Source organism: Micromonospora sp. DT48, assembly GCF_049844495.1.
GTDB lineage: Bacteria > Actinomycetota > Actinomycetes > Mycobacteriales > Micromonosporaceae > Micromonospora.
Genome location: NZ_JBNCLE010000004.1, coordinates 117,235 through 132,639, shown reverse-complemented (window position 1 = coordinate 132,639; position 15,405 = coordinate 117,235). Strand labels below are relative to the sequence as shown.

The window sequence follows — 15,405 nt, the reverse complement described above, 5'->3', positions numbered from 1 at the left end:
AGGCCCCCTTAGCTCAGTCGGCAGAGCGTCTCCATGGTAAGGAGAAGGTCTACGGTTCGATTCCGTAAGGGGGCTCAGAGGGTCCGGCTGGGCCCACCGCGGCGGTGTAGCTCAGATGGCAGAGCAAGCGGCTCATAATCGCTGTGTCGCCGGTTCAAGTCCGGCCACCGCTACTCTCGTCCGCCCCGGAGTGATCCGGTGGTCGGTGGGACGGGCGCCACAGGCGCCCGCTTTGCGTGTCCGCCCAGGTGGCGCGTAGGCTGTAGCGCCGTAGTTGTATCCGTTATCGAGGAAGGCACTCCGCCGTGGCGAAGGCGACCGATGTCCGGCCGAAGATCACTTTGGCGTGTGTGGAGTGCAAGGAGCGCAACTACATCACGCGCAAGAACCGTCGTAACGACCCGGACCGCATCGAGCTGAAGAAGTTCTGCCCCCGGGACGGGCGGCACACCCTGCACCGCGAGACGCGCTGACCTGCCCCGGGCCGATCGGCCCGGTTCCGTACGTCTCACGATCGCCGGTTCGACTGGACGGCGCGGCCTGAGCCGCCGCCGACCGCTCGGACCGGCGTTCGCGCTATGCGTGTAGTTTCGCGGCATGCCTCTGGACCAGTCTTTCGTCGGCCGGGCCTATCCGCCGACCGCCCCCTATCAGGTGGGCCGCGAGAAGATCCGTGAGTTCGCATCGGCGATCGGTGCCACCGATCCCGCCTACCACGACCCTGAGGCCGCCCGCGCGCTGGGCCACCCGGACGTGGTCGCGCCACCGACCTTCGCGATCGTGCTCACCATGGCCGCCAACCAGCAGATGGTCGAGGATCCGGAACTCGGCATCGACTACAGCCGGGTGGTCCACGGCGACCAGCGGTTCGCGTACACCCGACCGGTGGTGGCCGGCGACGAGTTGGTCTGTGTCAACGCCATCGAGGACGTCACCAGCCGGGGTGGCCACGAGTTCGTGACCACCCGGACCGAGGTCCACACGACCGCCGGTGAGCCGGTGGTCACCGCCTGGATGAAGCTCGTCGTACGCGGGGAGGACTGACGTGGAACTGCCCACCCAGACGTTTCAGGTGACCCGGGCGGACCTGATCCGCTACGCCGGAGCCTCGGGCGACTTCAACCCGATCCACTGGAGTGACCGCTTCGCCACCAAGGTGGGGCTGCCCGGGGTGATCGCCCACGGCATGTTCACCATGGCGCTCGTCGGCCGGGCGGTCACCGCCTGGGCCGGCTCGCCCGACGCGGTGGTCGACTTCGGCGTCCGGTTCACCCGCCCCGTGGTGGTACCCGACGACGACGCCGGCACCGAGGTCGTGGTGAGCGCCGTGGTCCGTGAGGTCACCGAAGAGGGCTTGACCAGGCTGGATGTGACCGCCACCTGCCTCGGTGAGAAGGTGCTGTCGCAGGCGCGGGCCACCGTGCGGACGCGGGCCTGACCGGCGTCGGGCGGCACGTGGGGTAGACCGGTTGGGAAAGTCGGGTCGGTACCCGTACACTGGTCCGCCGTGGGGCAAGTGACCCCTGCCTGGTCGTGTGACCGGGTGGGGTGAGCGTTGCCGCACAGGGGTGTAGCTCAATTGGCAGAGCAGCGGTCTCCAAAACCGCAGGCTGCAGGTTCAAGTCCTGTCACCCCTGCGCCTCAGGCCTGACCGTTCCGTGGGTCGCGCCGCCTTCTGGTGGCGTCCGGCCCGTGGTGGTGGCATCGGCGGGGAGGTCCGAGGCATCGGGCCTTCCGGTTGATCCGCCGGCCGCGGCCCGTCCCGGGACGGTTGGTCCGGCTGGCGTGACCAAACGCCGCGCACGCGCACCGCGTGCGACACCGACATCCCGCGACGGAGGGCGAAGTGGCCGACAACAAGCGGCGCGGCGAGGACGCCGACGACGAGCGCCTGAACGACGAAGTCGTCAACGACAGCGCCGAGGACGACGCCACCGACGCGGACGAGTCGGGTTCGCGAGGTGCCGCCGCCGGTTCGCCGGCCCGGGCGGATTCCACCGAAGGTCGCAAGTCGCGTACCGGCGGAGACAAGGTGGGCCTGTTCGGCCGCATCGCGCGTTTCGTCCGCGAGGTCGTGGCCGAACTGCGTAAGGTCATCTGGCCGACCCGCAAGGAGCTGCTGACCTACACGGCGGTGGTGATCGCGTTCGTCTCGGTGATGCTGACCATCGTGGCCGTCCTGGACTTCGCCTTCGCCAAGGGCGTGTTGTGGGTCTTCGGCAACCCCAGCTGACCGGCTGATACGTGCCGATAGTGACGGAAGTGAGCAAGCGTGCCTGAGTACGACGAGACCGCCGAAACCCCGGACGAGCAGTCCACGGTGGCGACGGCGGCTGGTGACGAGTCGGTCGAGGCCGCCAGCGAGCCGGAGTTCGCGATGACCGAGCCGGCTCCCGAAGAGGGCTTCGACCCGGTTGCGGAGCTGCGGCAGAAGCTGCGCTACGCGCCGGGCGACTGGTACGTGGTGCACTCGTACGCCGGTTACGAGAACAAGGTCAAGACCAACCTCGAAACCCGGATCACGTCCCTCGACATGGAGGACTACATCTACCAGGTCGAGGTGCCGACCCGGGAAGAGGTCGAGGTCAAGAACGGCAAGCGTTCCCAGGTGCAGGCGAAGGTCTTCCCGGGCTACATCCTCGTCCGGATGGAGTTGACCGCGGAGTCCTACTCCTGCGTGCGGAACACTCCCGGGGTCACCGGCTTCGTCGGCGCGACGGACCGGGCCGACCGCCCGGCGCCGCTGAGCCTCGACGAGGTGCTCAAGTGGCTGGCACCGGCTGTCGAGACCGAGCAGCAGAAGAAGGCGAAGCCGGAGGTCAAGGTCCTCGACTTCGAGGTCGGCGACTCCGTCACCGTCACCGACGGCGCCTTCGCCTCTCTGCCGGCCACGATCAGCGAGATCAACGCCGACCAGCAGAAGCTCAAGGTGCTGGTGTCGATCTTCGGCCGGGAGACGCCGGTGGAGCTGAACTTCAACCAGGTCGCCAAGATCTGATTCGTCGGCGACCGGCGGCGGGCCACCGTCGCCGGTCGCCGTTCGTTCGGTTCACCCGGCTGGGCAACCTCCGTGGCTGCGGGGATCCGGGCCTGCGCTACCCTAGAACGTCGCCGCCGTCGCATGCGCGCTGACCGTGCGCGCCTCGACGGCGGTGTCGTGTGAACCTTTCCCAGTTCCAAGCCCCAGGAAGAGACATGCCTCCGAAGAAGAAGCTCGTCAAGACGTTCACGCTTCAGCTGCCGGCGGGCCAGGCCACTCCGGCGCCGCCGGTCGGTCCCGCGCTCGGTCAGCACGGCGTGAACATCATGGAGTTCTGCAAGTCGTACAACGCGCAGACCGAGTCGCAGCGGGGCGACATCGTCCCGGCCGAGATCAGCGTGTACGAGGACCGCTCCTTCACCTTCGTGCTGAAGACCCCGCCCGCCGCCCGGCTGCTGATCAAGGCTGCCGGTGTGCAGAAGGGCTCGGGCGTCCCGCACACCCAGAAGGTCGGCTCGGTGACCCGCGCGCAGCTGCGCGAGATCGCCGAGAAGAAGATGGCCGACCTCAACGCCAACGACCTCGACCAGGCTGAGAAGATCATCGCCGGCACCGCCCGGTCGATGGGCCTGAACGTCACCGACTGACGTCGGTCGCCGACCCGTACGGATCGTGGGAGGGCGCGCGAGCACCGCGGCCCGCCAGAGACCACAGGAGTAGACAGAACATGCAGCGCAGCAAGAACTACCGCAAGGCCGCCGAAGCCATCGACCGGTCGAAGCTCTACAGCCCCGCCGAGGCCGTCAAGCTGGCCAAGGAGAACACCGCCGTCAAGTTCGACGCCACGGTCGAGGTCGCGATGCGCCTCGGCGTCGACCCCCGCAAGGCGGACCAGATGGTCCGCGGCACGGTCAACCTGCCGCACGGCACCGGTAAGACCGCCCGCGTGATCGTCTTCGCCGCCGGTGCGAAGGCTGAGGAGGCCGTCGCCGCCGGTGCCGACGAGGTGGGCACCGACGAGCTGGTCGCCCGGATCCAGGGTGGCTGGCTGGACTTCGACGCGGCGATCGCCACGCCCGACCAGATGGCCAAGATCGGCCGGATCGCGCGGATCCTGGGCCCGCGCGGTCTGATGCCGAACCCGAAGACCGGCACGGTGACCATGGACGTCGCCAAGGCCGTCAACGACATCAAGGGCGGGAAGATCACCTTCCGGGTGGACAAGCACTCGAACCTGCACCTGATCATCGGTAAGGCCTCGTTCTCCGAGGCTCAGCTGGTCGACAACTACGCGGCCGTTCTCGACGAGGTGCTGCGCGCCAAGCCGTCGGCAGCGAAGGGCAAGTACCTCAAGAAGGTCACCCTCACCACCACGATGGGCCCCGGCGTGCCGGTCGACCCGAACATGGTGAAGAACCTTCAGGAGAGCTCGGCGGACAGCTGAGCACGACACTCCGACGCGGCCCCGCCACTCGTGGCGGGGCCGCGTTCGTCTGTCCGGTGTGGCAGGCTCGCGGCATGTGGCTGGACGACGTCGGGTTGCGGTATCACCGGCGCGGTCCGTGGGTGCTGCGAGAGGTGACGGTGAGCCTCGCGCCGGGCGAAGCGGCGGTGGTGCTCGGCCGCAACGGGGCCGGCAAGTCGACCCTGCTCCAACTCGCCGCCGGGGTGCTCCGACCGTCGCGCGGCCGGGTGCTCGACCGGCCGTCGGTGGTGGGCTGGGTGCCGGAGCGCTTCCCGGCCGACCAGCCGTTCTCCGTCGACGGCTACCTCACCGCGATGGCCCGGATCGCCGGCCTCTCCTCCGGCGAGACGGAGCGTACGGTGCGCCGGTGGGTCGACCGGCTGGGTCTCGGGCCGTTCCGCACCGTCCGGCTGTCCCAGCTCTCGAAGGGCACCGCCCAGAAGGTCGGCCTGGCCCAGGCCATGCTGCGTCCGCCCGGCCTGCTCGTGCTCGACGAGCCTTGGGAGGGTCTGGACGCCGCAGCGCGCGAACTGGTCCCGCAGGTGGTCGACGAGGTGCTGGCCGAGGGTGGCTCGGTGCTGGTCAGCGACCACCGTGGGGAGACCGTCCGACTGCCCGGCGCGCGGGAGTGGCTGGTGGCCGAGGCGACGGTGGTCGAGCGGCCTCCGTCGGGCGAGGCGGCGGTCGCGGTGGTCGAGCTGGCGGTCCCGGTCGGGCAGGTGTCGGCCACCGTCGCCCGCCTGCGCGCCGAGGGCCACCACGTTCTGGGAGTACGCGGACAGAGCGCACCAACCGTGGCCACGCGACCGGGGGCGGGGCCGCCGTCCGAGGTGACCCGGTGAGCGCCCTGGTCCGGTTCCGGCTCGCCGGCTTCCTGCGTACCGGACGGGCGTTGGCACCGGTCCTGGCCGGCCTGCTCACCCTCGGGATCCTCTACGGCGGTGGCCGGGCCCAGCCGGCGGAGGCCTACGGTGTCTCGGCGGTGGTGCTCTTCCCGGTGCTGGCCTGGCAGACCAAGGTGCTGTTGGACGTGGAGCCGGACGTGCAGCGTCGGCTGGCCGTGGTCACCGTCGGCCCGGCACGGGAGTACGCGGCCGGCCTGGTCGCCGCGGCGGTGGCCGGCCTCGGTCTGGTGATGGTCGCCCTGGTCTTCCCGTGGCTGGTGGGCGGGGTGACCGGTCCCAGCCTGCCCGGTGAGCGGTCGATTCCCGCAGGCGTGGCGCTCGGCCTCTGGGCACACCTGCTCGCCCTGCCGGGCGCGGTGGCGCTGGGTGCGCTGGCCAGCCGGGTGATCACCCGCAGTGCCGGGTACGGTGTGGCGGTGCTCACCTGCGGTGTGGTCGGCGCGCTGGTGTTCGGCGTCGCGAAGTCGGCCGTGCCGTGGTTGGCGCCACCGCTGCTCCCCACCGCCCGGGCGCTGGTGGGACCGCTGCCCGGCTCGACCGCGCTGCTGCTGAGCGGGTGGGCGTTGGCCTGGGCGGCGGTGGTGCTGTCCGGCTACGTTCGCGTCCGCGCCCGGCGTGCCTAGGGTGCCTCGGCCGGGTCGGTGACCACGGGTGTGGCGGGGGCGATTTGGCGGTCACCGTAGGTGTCGCGTAGCCTGATGGGCGAAGTTCCACCCAGAGACCGCTGGTCACCGTGCCCCGGGCACGGTCGAAGGTCCCGCGAAGACGGGCGACCCGCGCAGGGCGGTAAGCGATACCGGTTGCATCCTGTGGTCCGCCGACCACCTGATTCCGCCGTCCTCGCCCCGTGCGCCCTGCGCCGGGGCTTTTCTGTTGCCGCGATACCTCCGCCCCGTCACAGGCGTTCGCCGACGACGGTGACCGGCCTCGAGCAACGAGAGAGGAGGGACATGGCGGACAAGCCGATCCGGGCCGACAAGGCCACGGCCGTCGCAGAGCTGACCGAGAGCTTCCGGAACGCCGGTGCCACGGTGCTGACCGAGTACCGCGGTCTGACGGTTTCCCAGCTCACCCAGCTGCGGCGCTCGCTCGGCAAGGAGACCAGCTACACGGTCGCCAAGAACACGCTGGCCAAGCGTGCCGCGGCGGACGCGGGCATCTCCGGCCTCGACGAGCTGTTCACCGGTCCTACCGCGCTGACTTTCGTTTCGGGCGACGTCGTCGAGGCGGCGAAGGGCCTTCGCGACTTCGCGAAGGCCAACCCGAAGCTCGTCATCAAGGGCGGTGTCTTCGAGGGCAAGGCCATTTCCGCGGCCGAGGTCACGAAGCTCGCCGACCTGGAGTCCCGCGAGGTGCTGCTGGCCAAGCTGGCCGGCGCGATGAAGGGCAACCTGAGCAAGGCCGCGGCCCTGTTCCAGGCCCCGCTGTCGAAGACCGCCCGCCTGGCGGCGGCGCTGCAGGACAAGCGCGAGAAGGAAGGCGCCGAGGCGGCCTGAGACCGCGCCGGCGCACCACGTTCTTAGTTTGAACCATGAGAAAGGACGCCAGACATGGCGAAGCTCAGCACTGACGAGCTGCTCGACGCGTTCAAGGAGATGACGCTGATCGAGCTCTCCGAGTTCGTGAAGCAGTTCGAGGAGACCTTCGAGGTCACCGCCGCCGCTCCGGCCGCGATGATGGTGGCGGGCCCGGCCGGTGGCGGCGGCGCCGCCGAGGCCGAGCCGGAGAAGGACGAGTTCGACGTCATCCTCGACGCCGACGGTGGCAAGAAGATCCAGGTCATCAAGGTCGTGCGTGAGCTGACCGGCCTGGGCCTCAAGGAGGCCAAGGACCTGGTCGAGTCCGCGCCGAAGCCGGTCCTGGAGAAGGTCAACAAGGAGACCGCGGACAAGGCCAAGGCCAAGCTGGAGGGTGAGGGCGCCAAGGTCACCCTCAAGTGACCTGAGCGCACCTGGCCGTTCCGGCTTCGATTGCTCGAACCGGGGCAGACCGCATCGCGGCGGGCGGCGATCCGACAGGGATCGCCGCCCGCCGTGTTCGTCGACTCGCGCAACCGGCATGAGCAGGGCGTCGGGTCCGCTCGGCGGCGCGGCGGCCAGGTCGGCGGACTCGCCCGTGAGCAGGAAAGAGAGTCCGATGCCGACAAGGACCCTTGACGCGGCCCTGGACTGCCAGGCACGCTGGCATCAGCAAGACCTTCCGCGCTTGCGACGGCCACCGCGTGGGTAATGCAGCGGCAGCACCACTCGCCACGCATACCTGAGCGGCCCGGCAGGGACGTTGCGTTCCGAGCGGCCCGGTTGACCCGTTAGAGGGGTCCCGAGGCACGTTCCGCGACAACCTGCGGGGTGAGCTGGACAGCGGTTAGCCTCTCGGCTACACTGCTAGTTTGCGCTGCCTTCCGACTTGACCCCTGCTCGGAAATGTCCGTTTGTGGATATTTTCTGGTGGGGTCATTGGAGTGCACGCGTACCAGCCGTTCTGCAGCACCGGTCCTCGGAAGGACGCATCTTGGCAGCTTCCCGCCCTGCGAAGACCAGTCGTACGTCGAGCGCTTTCGCTCCCCGCCGAGTTTCCTTCGGTCGGATCACCGAACACCTCGAGGTCCCCAACCTCCTCGCCATTCAGAACGAGTCCTTCGACTGGCTCGTCGGCAACGAGGCTTGGCAGGGCCGGTCGGCGGACGACCCGCACGCACGCTCGGGTCTCGCGGAGATCCTCGACGAGATCAGTCCCATTGAGGACTTCTCCGGCACTATGTCGCTGTCCTTCTCGGCGCCGCGCTTCGACGAGGTCAAGGCCTCGATCGAGGAGTGCAAGGAGAAGGACCTCACCTACTGCGCGCCACTGTTCGTGACCGCGGAGTTCACCAACAACACCACCGGCGAGATCAAGAGCCAGACGGTGTTCATGGGTGACTTCCCGATGATGACGCCGAAGGGCACCTTCATCATCAACGGCACCGAGCGCGTCGTGGTCAGCCAGCTCGTCCGCTCGCCGGGCGTGTACTTCGACAAGCAGCCGGACAAGACCTCCGACCGCGACCTCTCCAGCGTCAAGGTCATCCCGAGTCGGGGTGCCTGGCTGGAGTTCGACATCGACAAGCGCGACACGGTCGGCGTACGCATCGACCGCAAACGCCGGCAGGCCGTCACGGTTCTGCTCAAGGCCATCGGATGGTCGGCCGAGCAGATCCGTGAGAAGTTCGGCTGGTCCGAGCTGATGATGACCACGCTCGAGAAGGACCACATCGCCGGTCAGGACGAGGCGCTACTCGACATCTACCGCAAGCTCCGCCCTGGCGAGCCGCCGACCCGTGAGAACGCCCAGACCCTGCTCGACAACCTCTTCTTCAACCCGAAGCGGTACGACGTAGCCAAGGTCGGTCGTTACAAGTTCAACAAGAAGCTCGAACTGGACGTGCCGATCACCACCGGCACGCTGACCGAGGACGACATCGTCGCCACCGTGGAGTACCTCTGCCGGCTGCACGCCGGTGAGGAGGGCTACGAGGCCGACGACATCGACCACTTCGGCAACCGGCGGCTGCGTACCGTGGGTGAGCTGATCCAGAACCAGGTTCGGGTCGGCCTGTCCCGGATGGAGCGGGTCGTCCGCGAGCGGATGACCACCCAGGACGTCGAGGCGATCACGCCGCAGACCCTGATCAACATCCGTCCGGTCGTCGCCGCGATCCGGGAGTTCTTCGGCACCTCGCAGCTGTCCCAGTTCATGGACCAGACCAACCCGCTGGCGGGCCTGACCCACCGGCGGCGGCTGAGCGCGCTCGGCCCCGGTGGTCTGTCCCGGGAGCGGGCCGGCTTCGAGGTCCGCGACGTGCACCCGTCCCACTACGGCCGGATGTGCCCGATCGAGACGCCGGAAGGCCCGAACATCGGTCTGATCGGCGCGCTGTCCACCTTCGCCCGGGTCAACCCGTTCGGCTTCATCGAGACGCCGTACCGGAAGGTCATCGACGGTCGGGTCACCGACCAGATCGACTACCTGACCGCGGACGAGGAGGACCGGTTCGTCAAGGCGCAGGCCAACGCCCCGCTGCGGGCCGACGGCTCGTTCGCCGAGGATCGTGTCCTGGTCCGTCGTAAGGGCGGCGAGACCGAGGACGTCCCGCCGGCCGCCGTGGACTACATGGACGTGTCGCCGCGGCAGATGACCTCGGTCGCCACCGCGATGATCCCGTTCCTGGAGCACGACGACGCGAACCGGGCCCTGATGGGCGCGAACATGCAGCGTCAGGCGGTGCCGCTGGTCAAGGCCGAGTCTCCGCTGGTCGGCACCGGCATGGAGTACCGTGCCGCGGTCGACGCCGGTGACGTGGTCGTGGCCGAGGTCGGCGGCGTGGTCGAGGACCTCTGCGCCGACTACATCACGGTCCACCAGGACGACGGCCACCGCCGGACGTACCTGCTGCACAAGTTCCGTCGCTCCAACGCCGGCTCCTGCGTCAACCAGAAGCCGGTGGTCTTCGAGGGTGACCGGGTCGAAGCCGGCCAGGTCATCGCCGACGGTCCGTGCACCGACGAGGGTGAGATGGCGCTCGGGCGCAACCTGCTCGTCGCGTTCATGACCTGGGAGGGGCACAACTACGAGGACGCGATCATCCTGTCGCAGCGCCTCGTGCAGCAGGACGTGCTCACCTCGATCCACATCGAGGAGCACGAGGTCGACGCTCGGGACACCAAGCTCGGCCCGGAGGAGATCACCCGCGACATCCCGAACGTCAGCGAGGAGATGCTCGCCGACCTCGACGAGCGCGGCATCATCCGGATCGGCGCCGAGGTCGTCCCCGGCGACATCCTGGTCGGCAAGGTCACGCCCAAGGGTGAGACCGAGCTGACCCCGGAGGAGCGACTGCTGCGGGCGATCTTCGGTGAGAAGGCGCGTGAGGTCCGGGACACCTCCCTGAAGGTGCCGCACGGTGAGACCGGCACGGTCATCGGCGTGCGTACCTTCTCCCGGGAGGACGGCGACGAACTGCCGCCGGGCGTCAACGAGCTGGTCCGGGTCTACGTCGCGCAGAAGCGGAAGATCCAGGACGGTGACAAGCTCGCCGGTCGACACGGCAACAAGGGCGTCATCTCCAAGATCCTGCCGGTCGAGGACATGCCGTTCCTGGAGGACGGCACCCCGGTCGACATCGTGCTCAACCCGCTGGGTGTGCCGAGCCGGATGAACATCGGCCAGGTGCTGGAGACGCACCTTGGCTGGGTGGCCAAGACGGGTTGGCGGGTCGAGGGTGACGACGCCGAGTGGAAGCGCCAGCTCAAGAGCATCGGCGCGGACTCCTCCGAGCCGGACACCAACGTGGCCACGCCGGTCTTCGACGGTGCCCGCGAGGAGGAGATCTCCGGTCTGCTCGAGTCGACCCTGCCCAACCGGGACGGGCGGCAGCTGATCGGCTCCTCGGGTAAGGCGCAGCTGTTCGACGGTCGCTCCGGCGAGCCGCTGCCTGACCCGATCGCGGTCGGTTACATCTACATCCTGAAGCTCAACCACCTGGTCGACGACAAGATCCACGCTCGTTCGACCGGCCCTTACTCGATGATCACGCAGCAGCCACTGGGTGGTAAGGCGCAGTTCGGTGGCCAGCGCTTCGGTGAGATGGAGTGCTGGGCGATGCAGGCATACGGTGCCGCGTACGCCCTGCAGGAGCTGCTGACGATCAAGTCCGACGACGTTCTCGGCCGGGTGAAGGTCTACGAGGCCATCGTCAAGGGCGAGAACATCCCAGAGCCGGGCATCCCGGAGTCGTTCAAGGTGCTGCTCAAGGAGCTGCAGTCGCTGTGCCTCAACGTTGAGGTGCTCTCCAGCGACGGCGTGGCCCTGGAGATGCGCGAGACCGACGACGAGGTGTTCCGGGCCGCGGAGGAACTGGGTATCGACCTGTCCCGGCGGGAGCCGAGCTCGGTCGAGGAAGTGTGACGTTGGGGTTTCGGGGCGGGGCGACCCACTCCGGGCGGTCAGGATTGATCCCCTCGTGGATCGCTCCGCCCCGAAACCAAAACCCGGTGAGCTGCTGACGCACCAAGCGACGTGTGAGGGATTTGAACGTGCTCGACGTCAACTTTTTCGACGAGTTGCGAATTGGGCTGGCGACCGCGGACGACATTCGTCAGTGGTCGCACGGCGAGGTCAAGAAGCCCGAGACGATCAACTACCGCACCCTCAAGCCGGAAAAGGACGGGCTCTTCTGCGAGAAGATCTTCGGTCCGCAGCGGGACTGGGAGTGCTACTGCGGTAAGTACAAGCGGGTCCGGTTCAAGGGCATCATCTGTGAGCGCTGCGGCGTCGAGGTGACCCGCTCGAAGGTCCGCCGGGAGCGGATGGGCCACATCGAGCTGGCTGCGCCGGTGACCCACATCTGGTACTTCAAGGGCGTGCCGAGCCGGCTGGGCTACCTGCTGGACCTCGCTCCGAAGGACCTTGAAAAGATCATTTACTTCGCCTCGTACGTCGTGACGAGCGTTGACGCCGAAGCGCGTCACCGTGACCTCTCGACCATCGAGAACGAGATCCTGGCCGAGAAGCGGCAGTCGGAGAACAGCCGCGACTCGGAGATCGAGAAGCGGGCCGCCAAGCTGGAGGCCGACCTGGCCGAGCTGGAGGCCGAGGGCGCGAAGGCGGACGTCCGGCGCAAGGTCAAGGAAGGCGGAGAGCGCGAGATGCGCCAGATCCGCGACCGGGCCCAGCGCGAGATCGACCGCCTGGACGAGGTGCTGGACACCTTCCGCAAGCTGGAGCCGAAGCAGCTGGTCACCGACGAGCTGCTCTACCGCGAGCTGCGCGACCGGTTCGGCGAGTACTTCACCGGTGGCATGGGTGCCGAGGCGATCAAGGCCCTGGTGCAGAACATGGACCTCGACGCCGAGGCCGAGAGCCTGCGCGAGACCATCCGCACCGGCAAGGGGCAGCGGAAGATCCGGGCGCTCAAGCGGCTCAAGGTGGTCGCCGCGTTCCAGAACACCCGCAACTCGCCGCTCGGCATGGTGCTGGACTGCGTGCCGGTCATCCCGCCGGACCTGCGCCCGATGGTGCAGCTCGACGGTGGTCGGTTCGCCACCAGCGACCTGAACGACCTCTACCGCCGGGTGATCAACCGGAACAACCGGCTCAAGCGGCTGATCGACCTCGGCGCGCCCGAGATCATCGTCAACAACGAGAAGCGGATGCTCCAGGAGGCCGTCGACGCGCTGTTCGACAACGGCCGCCGGGGCCGGCCGGTCACCGGTCCGGGTAACCGCCCGCTCAAGTCGCTGTCCGACATGCTCAAGGGCAAGCAGGGTCGGTTCCGTCAGAACCTGCTCGGCAAGCGCGTCGACTACTCCGGCCGTTCGGTCATCGTGGTCGGCCCGAAGCTCAAGCTGCACCAGTGCGGCCTGCCCAAGCAGATGGCGCTGGAGCTGTTCAAGCCGTTCGTGATGAAGCGGCTGGTCGACCTCAACCACGCGCAGAACATCAAGTCCGCCAAGCGGATGGTCGAGCGGCAGCGGCCGGTCGTGTGGGACGTGCTGGAAGAGGTCATCGGCGAGCACCCAGTGCTGCTCAACCGGGCGCCCACCCTGCACCGACTCGGCATCCAGGCCTTCGAGCCGCAGCTGGTCGAGGGCAAGGCCATCCAGATCCACCCGCTGGTCTGCACCGCGTTCAACGCCGACTTCGACGGTGACCAGATGGCGGTGCACGTGCCGCTGTCCGCCGAGGCCCAGGCCGAGGCGCGGATCCTGATGCTGTCGTCGAACAACATCCTCAAGCCGGCCGACGGCAAGCCGGTCACCATGCCCACCCAGGACATGGTCATCGGTCTCTACCACCTGACCCACCTCACCACCGGTGAGCGCGGGGAAGGCCGGGCGTTCAGCTCGGACGCCGAGGCGCGGATGGCGTACGACAACGGTGAACTGCACCTGCAGGCACCGGTCAAGATCCGTCTGCGGGACGTCGTCGAGGTCGACAACGGCGCTGGCGCGCAGCCCTGGACCCCGCCGGAGGGCTGGGTTCCGGGCGAGCCGGTGACGGTGGAGACCACCCTTGGCCGGGTGCTGTTCAACGAGACCCTGCCGCAGGGCTACCGGTACGTCAATTACGAGATCCGCAAGGGTCAGCTCTCCGCGATCGTCAACGATCTCGCCGAGCGGTTCCCGAAGGTGGCCCTGGCGGCCACCCTGGACGGGCTCAAGGAGGCCGGTTTCCACTGGGCCACCTGGTCCGGCGTCACCATCGGCATGGAGGACGTCATCGCTCCGCCGCGCAAGCGGGAGATCCTGGAGCGGTACGAGAAGGAAGCCGACCGGATCGACAAGCAGTACCAGCGTGGTCTGATGACCGCCGAGGAGCGTCGCGGCGAGCTCATCGAGATCTGGACCAAGGCGACCAACGAGGTCGCCAAGGAGATGGACACCGCGCTGCCGCAGGAGAACCCGCTGTGGAAGATGATCAACTCGGGTGCTCGCGGTAACCTGCTCCAGCTCCGGCAGATCGCGGCTATCCGTGGTCTGGTGGCCAACCCGAAGGGCGAGATCATCCCGCGGCCGATCAAGGCCAGCTACCGGGAGGGTCTGTCCGTGCTGGAGTACTTCATCTCCACGCACGGTGCGCGTAAGGGTCTCGCGGACACCGCTCTGCGTACCGCCGACTCGGGTTACCTGACCCGGCGTCTGGTGGACGTCTCGCAGGACGTCATCATCCGCGAGGAGGACTGCGGCACCGACCGGGCCATCCCGATGCAGGTCGGTCAGCAGCTCGACGGCCGGCTGGTGGTGCACGAGCACGCCGAGACCAGCGTGCACGCCCGTACCCTGGCCGACGACATCAAGGGGCCGGACGGCACCGTCGTCGCCGAGCGGGGCGCGGACATCAACTCGATCCTGGTCGACAAGATCGTTGCCGCCGGGGTCGAGACCGTCCGGGTGCGCAGTGTGCTCACCTGTGAGTCGAAGCTGGGCGTCTGCGGTGCGTGCTACGGCCGTTCGCTGCCGACCGGCAAGATCGTCGACGTCGGCGAGGCGGTCGGCATCATCGCCGCCCAGTCCATCGGTGAGCCGGGTACGCAGCTGACGATGCGTACCTTCCACACCGGTGGTGTCGCCGGTGAGGACATCACCCAGGGTCTGCCGCGTGTCCAGGAGATCTTCGAGGCCCGGATCCCGAAGGGTAAGGCGCCCATCGCCGACACCCCGGGCCGGATCCGCATCGAGGACGGCGAGCGGTCGCGCAAGATCGTGGTGATCCCGGACGACGGCAGCGACGAGATCGTCTACGACAAGATCTCGAAGCGGGTTCGGCTGCGGGCCCACGACGGCGACCACGTCGAGGTCGGCGAGAAGCTCACCGAGGGCACCATCGACCCGCACGAGCTGCTGCGCATCCTCGGCCCCCGGGCGGTCCAGGTCCACCTGACCCAGGAGGTCCAGGAGGTCTACCGCTCGCAGGGTGTGCTCATCCACGACAAGCACATCGAGATCATCATCCGCCAGATGCTCAAGCGGGTGACGGTCATCGACTCCGGCTCGACCGAGTTCCTGCCGGGCGTGCTGGTCGACCGGGCGCTGTTCGAGTCGGAGAACCGACGGCTCGTCGGCGAGGGCGGCGAGCCCGCCGCAGGTCGCCCGGTGTTGATGGGTATCACCAAGGCCTCGCTGGCCACCGACTCCTGGCTCTCGGCGGCCTCCTTCCAGGAGACCACCCGGGTGCTGACCGACGCGGCGATCCACGCTCGCAGTGACTCACTGATCGGTCTCAAGGAGAACGTGATCATCGGTAAGCTCATCCCGGCCGGTACCGGCATCAGCAAGTACCGCAACGTCCGGGTCGAGCCGACCGAGGAGGCGAAGGCCAAGGTCTACTCGATGACCGGCTACCCGGAGACCGACTACGGCTTCGGGCCGGCCAGTGGCCAGGCGGTCCCGCTGGACGACTTCGACTTCGGGTCGTACCGCTAGATCGCGCAGTGACATGGGAGGCCCCGGCGTGTACATGCCGGGGCCTCCTCGTGTTCCGGGCCGACCCTCGACGCAGCCGCCGTCCTGCCGTGGGTA

13 protein-coding genes and 3 tRNA genes are annotated in these 15,405 nt (G+C 68.2%); all 16 read left to right on the top strand.

Going from position 1 to position 15,405, the window contains the following annotated elements; genetic code table 11:
- Nucleotides 1–2: 2 nt before the first annotated feature.
- A tRNA-Thr gene (locus tag ACLQ2S_RS01345) sits at nucleotides 3–75 on the top strand.
- A gap of 25 nt (nucleotides 76–100) precedes the next feature.
- Nucleotides 101–173 (top strand) — tRNA-Met (locus ACLQ2S_RS01340).
- A gap of 132 nt (nucleotides 174–305) precedes the next feature.
- Nucleotides 306–473: a 50S ribosomal protein L33 gene (gene rpmG, locus ACLQ2S_RS01335; RefSeq protein ID WP_093403583.1), complete on the top strand. Its 168-nt coding sequence runs from the start codon at nucleotides 306–308 to the stop codon at nucleotides 471–473.
- 124 nt (nucleotides 474–597) lie between these two features.
- Nucleotides 598–1,044, top strand: a complete 447-nt coding sequence (locus ACLQ2S_RS01330) for a MaoC family dehydratase N-terminal domain-containing protein (protein WP_155214537.1) — start codon at nucleotides 598–600, stop codon at nucleotides 1,042–1,044.
- A 1-nt stretch (nucleotide 1,045) separates the two neighbouring features.
- The gene (locus ACLQ2S_RS01325; RefSeq protein ID WP_309222481.1) at nucleotides 1,046–1,438 is read left to right on the top strand and encodes a MaoC family dehydratase; all 393 of its coding nucleotides are present in this window, start codon (nucleotides 1,046–1,048) and stop codon (nucleotides 1,436–1,438) included.
- 126 nt (nucleotides 1,439–1,564) lie between these two features.
- Nucleotides 1,565–1,637, top strand: a tRNA-Trp gene (locus ACLQ2S_RS01320).
- 209 nt (nucleotides 1,638–1,846) lie between these two features.
- The gene (secE, locus tag ACLQ2S_RS01315; RefSeq protein ID WP_309222482.1) at nucleotides 1,847–2,233 is read left to right on the top strand and encodes a preprotein translocase subunit SecE; all 387 of its coding nucleotides are present in this window, start codon (nucleotides 1,847–1,849) and stop codon (nucleotides 2,231–2,233) included.
- Between the two features lie 39 nt (nucleotides 2,234–2,272).
- Entirely contained in the window at nucleotides 2,273–2,998 is a 726-nt protein-coding gene (gene nusG / locus ACLQ2S_RS01310) for a transcription termination/antitermination protein NusG (protein ID WP_309222483.1), read from the top strand.
- A 197-nt stretch (nucleotides 2,999–3,195) separates the two neighbouring features.
- Nucleotides 3,196–3,627, top strand: coding sequence for a 50S ribosomal protein L11 (rplK, locus tag ACLQ2S_RS01305; RefSeq protein WP_093403591.1), 432 nt, complete (start codon nucleotides 3,196–3,198; stop codon nucleotides 3,625–3,627).
- An 80-nt stretch (nucleotides 3,628–3,707) separates the two neighbouring features.
- Entirely contained in the window at nucleotides 3,708–4,424 is a 717-nt protein-coding gene (gene rplA / locus ACLQ2S_RS01300; RefSeq protein ID WP_155214538.1) for a 50S ribosomal protein L1, read from the top strand.
- Nucleotides 4,425–4,498: 74 nt separating this feature from the next.
- Nucleotides 4,499–5,287 carry an ABC transporter ATP-binding protein gene (locus ACLQ2S_RS01295; RefSeq protein ID WP_155214539.1) on the top strand — a complete coding sequence of 263 codons (789 nt, stop codon included), beginning with the start codon at nucleotides 4,499–4,501 and terminating at the stop codon, nucleotides 5,285–5,287.
- Nucleotides 5,284–5,973 (top strand): hypothetical protein, encoded by a 690-nt coding sequence (locus ACLQ2S_RS01290; protein WP_309222484.1) that lies wholly within the window; start codon nucleotides 5,284–5,286, stop codon nucleotides 5,971–5,973. The genes ACLQ2S_RS01295 and ACLQ2S_RS01290 overlap by 4 nt, the downstream gene beginning before the upstream one ends.
- Nucleotides 5,974–6,300: 327 nt before the next feature.
- Nucleotides 6,301–6,846 (top strand): 50S ribosomal protein L10, encoded by a 546-nt coding sequence (rplJ, locus tag ACLQ2S_RS01285; protein ID WP_155214540.1) that lies wholly within the window; start codon nucleotides 6,301–6,303, stop codon nucleotides 6,844–6,846.
- A 54-nt stretch (nucleotides 6,847–6,900) separates the two neighbouring features.
- Nucleotides 6,901–7,290 (top strand): 50S ribosomal protein L7/L12, encoded by a 390-nt coding sequence (gene rplL / locus ACLQ2S_RS01280; RefSeq protein WP_155214541.1) that lies wholly within the window; start codon nucleotides 6,901–6,903, stop codon nucleotides 7,288–7,290.
- Nucleotides 7,291–7,861: 571 nt separating this feature from the next.
- Complete coding sequence (locus tag ACLQ2S_RS01275) at nucleotides 7,862–11,293, top strand: DNA-directed RNA polymerase subunit beta (RefSeq protein WP_155214542.1); 3,432 nt, start codon at nucleotides 7,862–7,864, stop codon at nucleotides 11,291–11,293.
- Between the two features lie 128 nt (nucleotides 11,294–11,421).
- The gene (locus tag ACLQ2S_RS01270) at nucleotides 11,422–15,309 is read left to right on the top strand and encodes a DNA-directed RNA polymerase subunit beta' (protein WP_309222587.1); all 3,888 of its coding nucleotides are present in this window, start codon (nucleotides 11,422–11,424) and stop codon (nucleotides 15,307–15,309) included.
- Nucleotides 15,310–15,405 lie beyond the last annotated feature (96 nt).

Coding starts and splice junctions, on each gene's coding strand:
- ACLQ2S_RS01330 (WP_155214537.1), top strand. CDS start 598: ATGCCTCTGGACCAGTCTTTCGTCGGCCGGGCCTATCCGCCGACCGCC.
- rplK (WP_093403591.1), top strand. CDS start 3,196: ATGCCTCCGAAGAAGAAGCTCGTCAAGACGTTCACGCTTCAGCTGCCG.
- rplA (WP_155214538.1), top strand. CDS start 3,708: ATGCAGCGCAGCAAGAACTACCGCAAGGCCGCCGAAGCCATCGACCGG.
- ACLQ2S_RS01295 (WP_155214539.1), top strand. CDS start 4,499: ATGTGGCTGGACGACGTCGGGTTGCGGTATCACCGGCGCGGTCCGTGG.
- rplJ (WP_155214540.1), top strand. CDS start 6,301: ATGGCGGACAAGCCGATCCGGGCCGACAAGGCCACGGCCGTCGCAGAG.
- rplL (WP_155214541.1), top strand. CDS start 6,901: ATGGCGAAGCTCAGCACTGACGAGCTGCTCGACGCGTTCAAGGAGATG.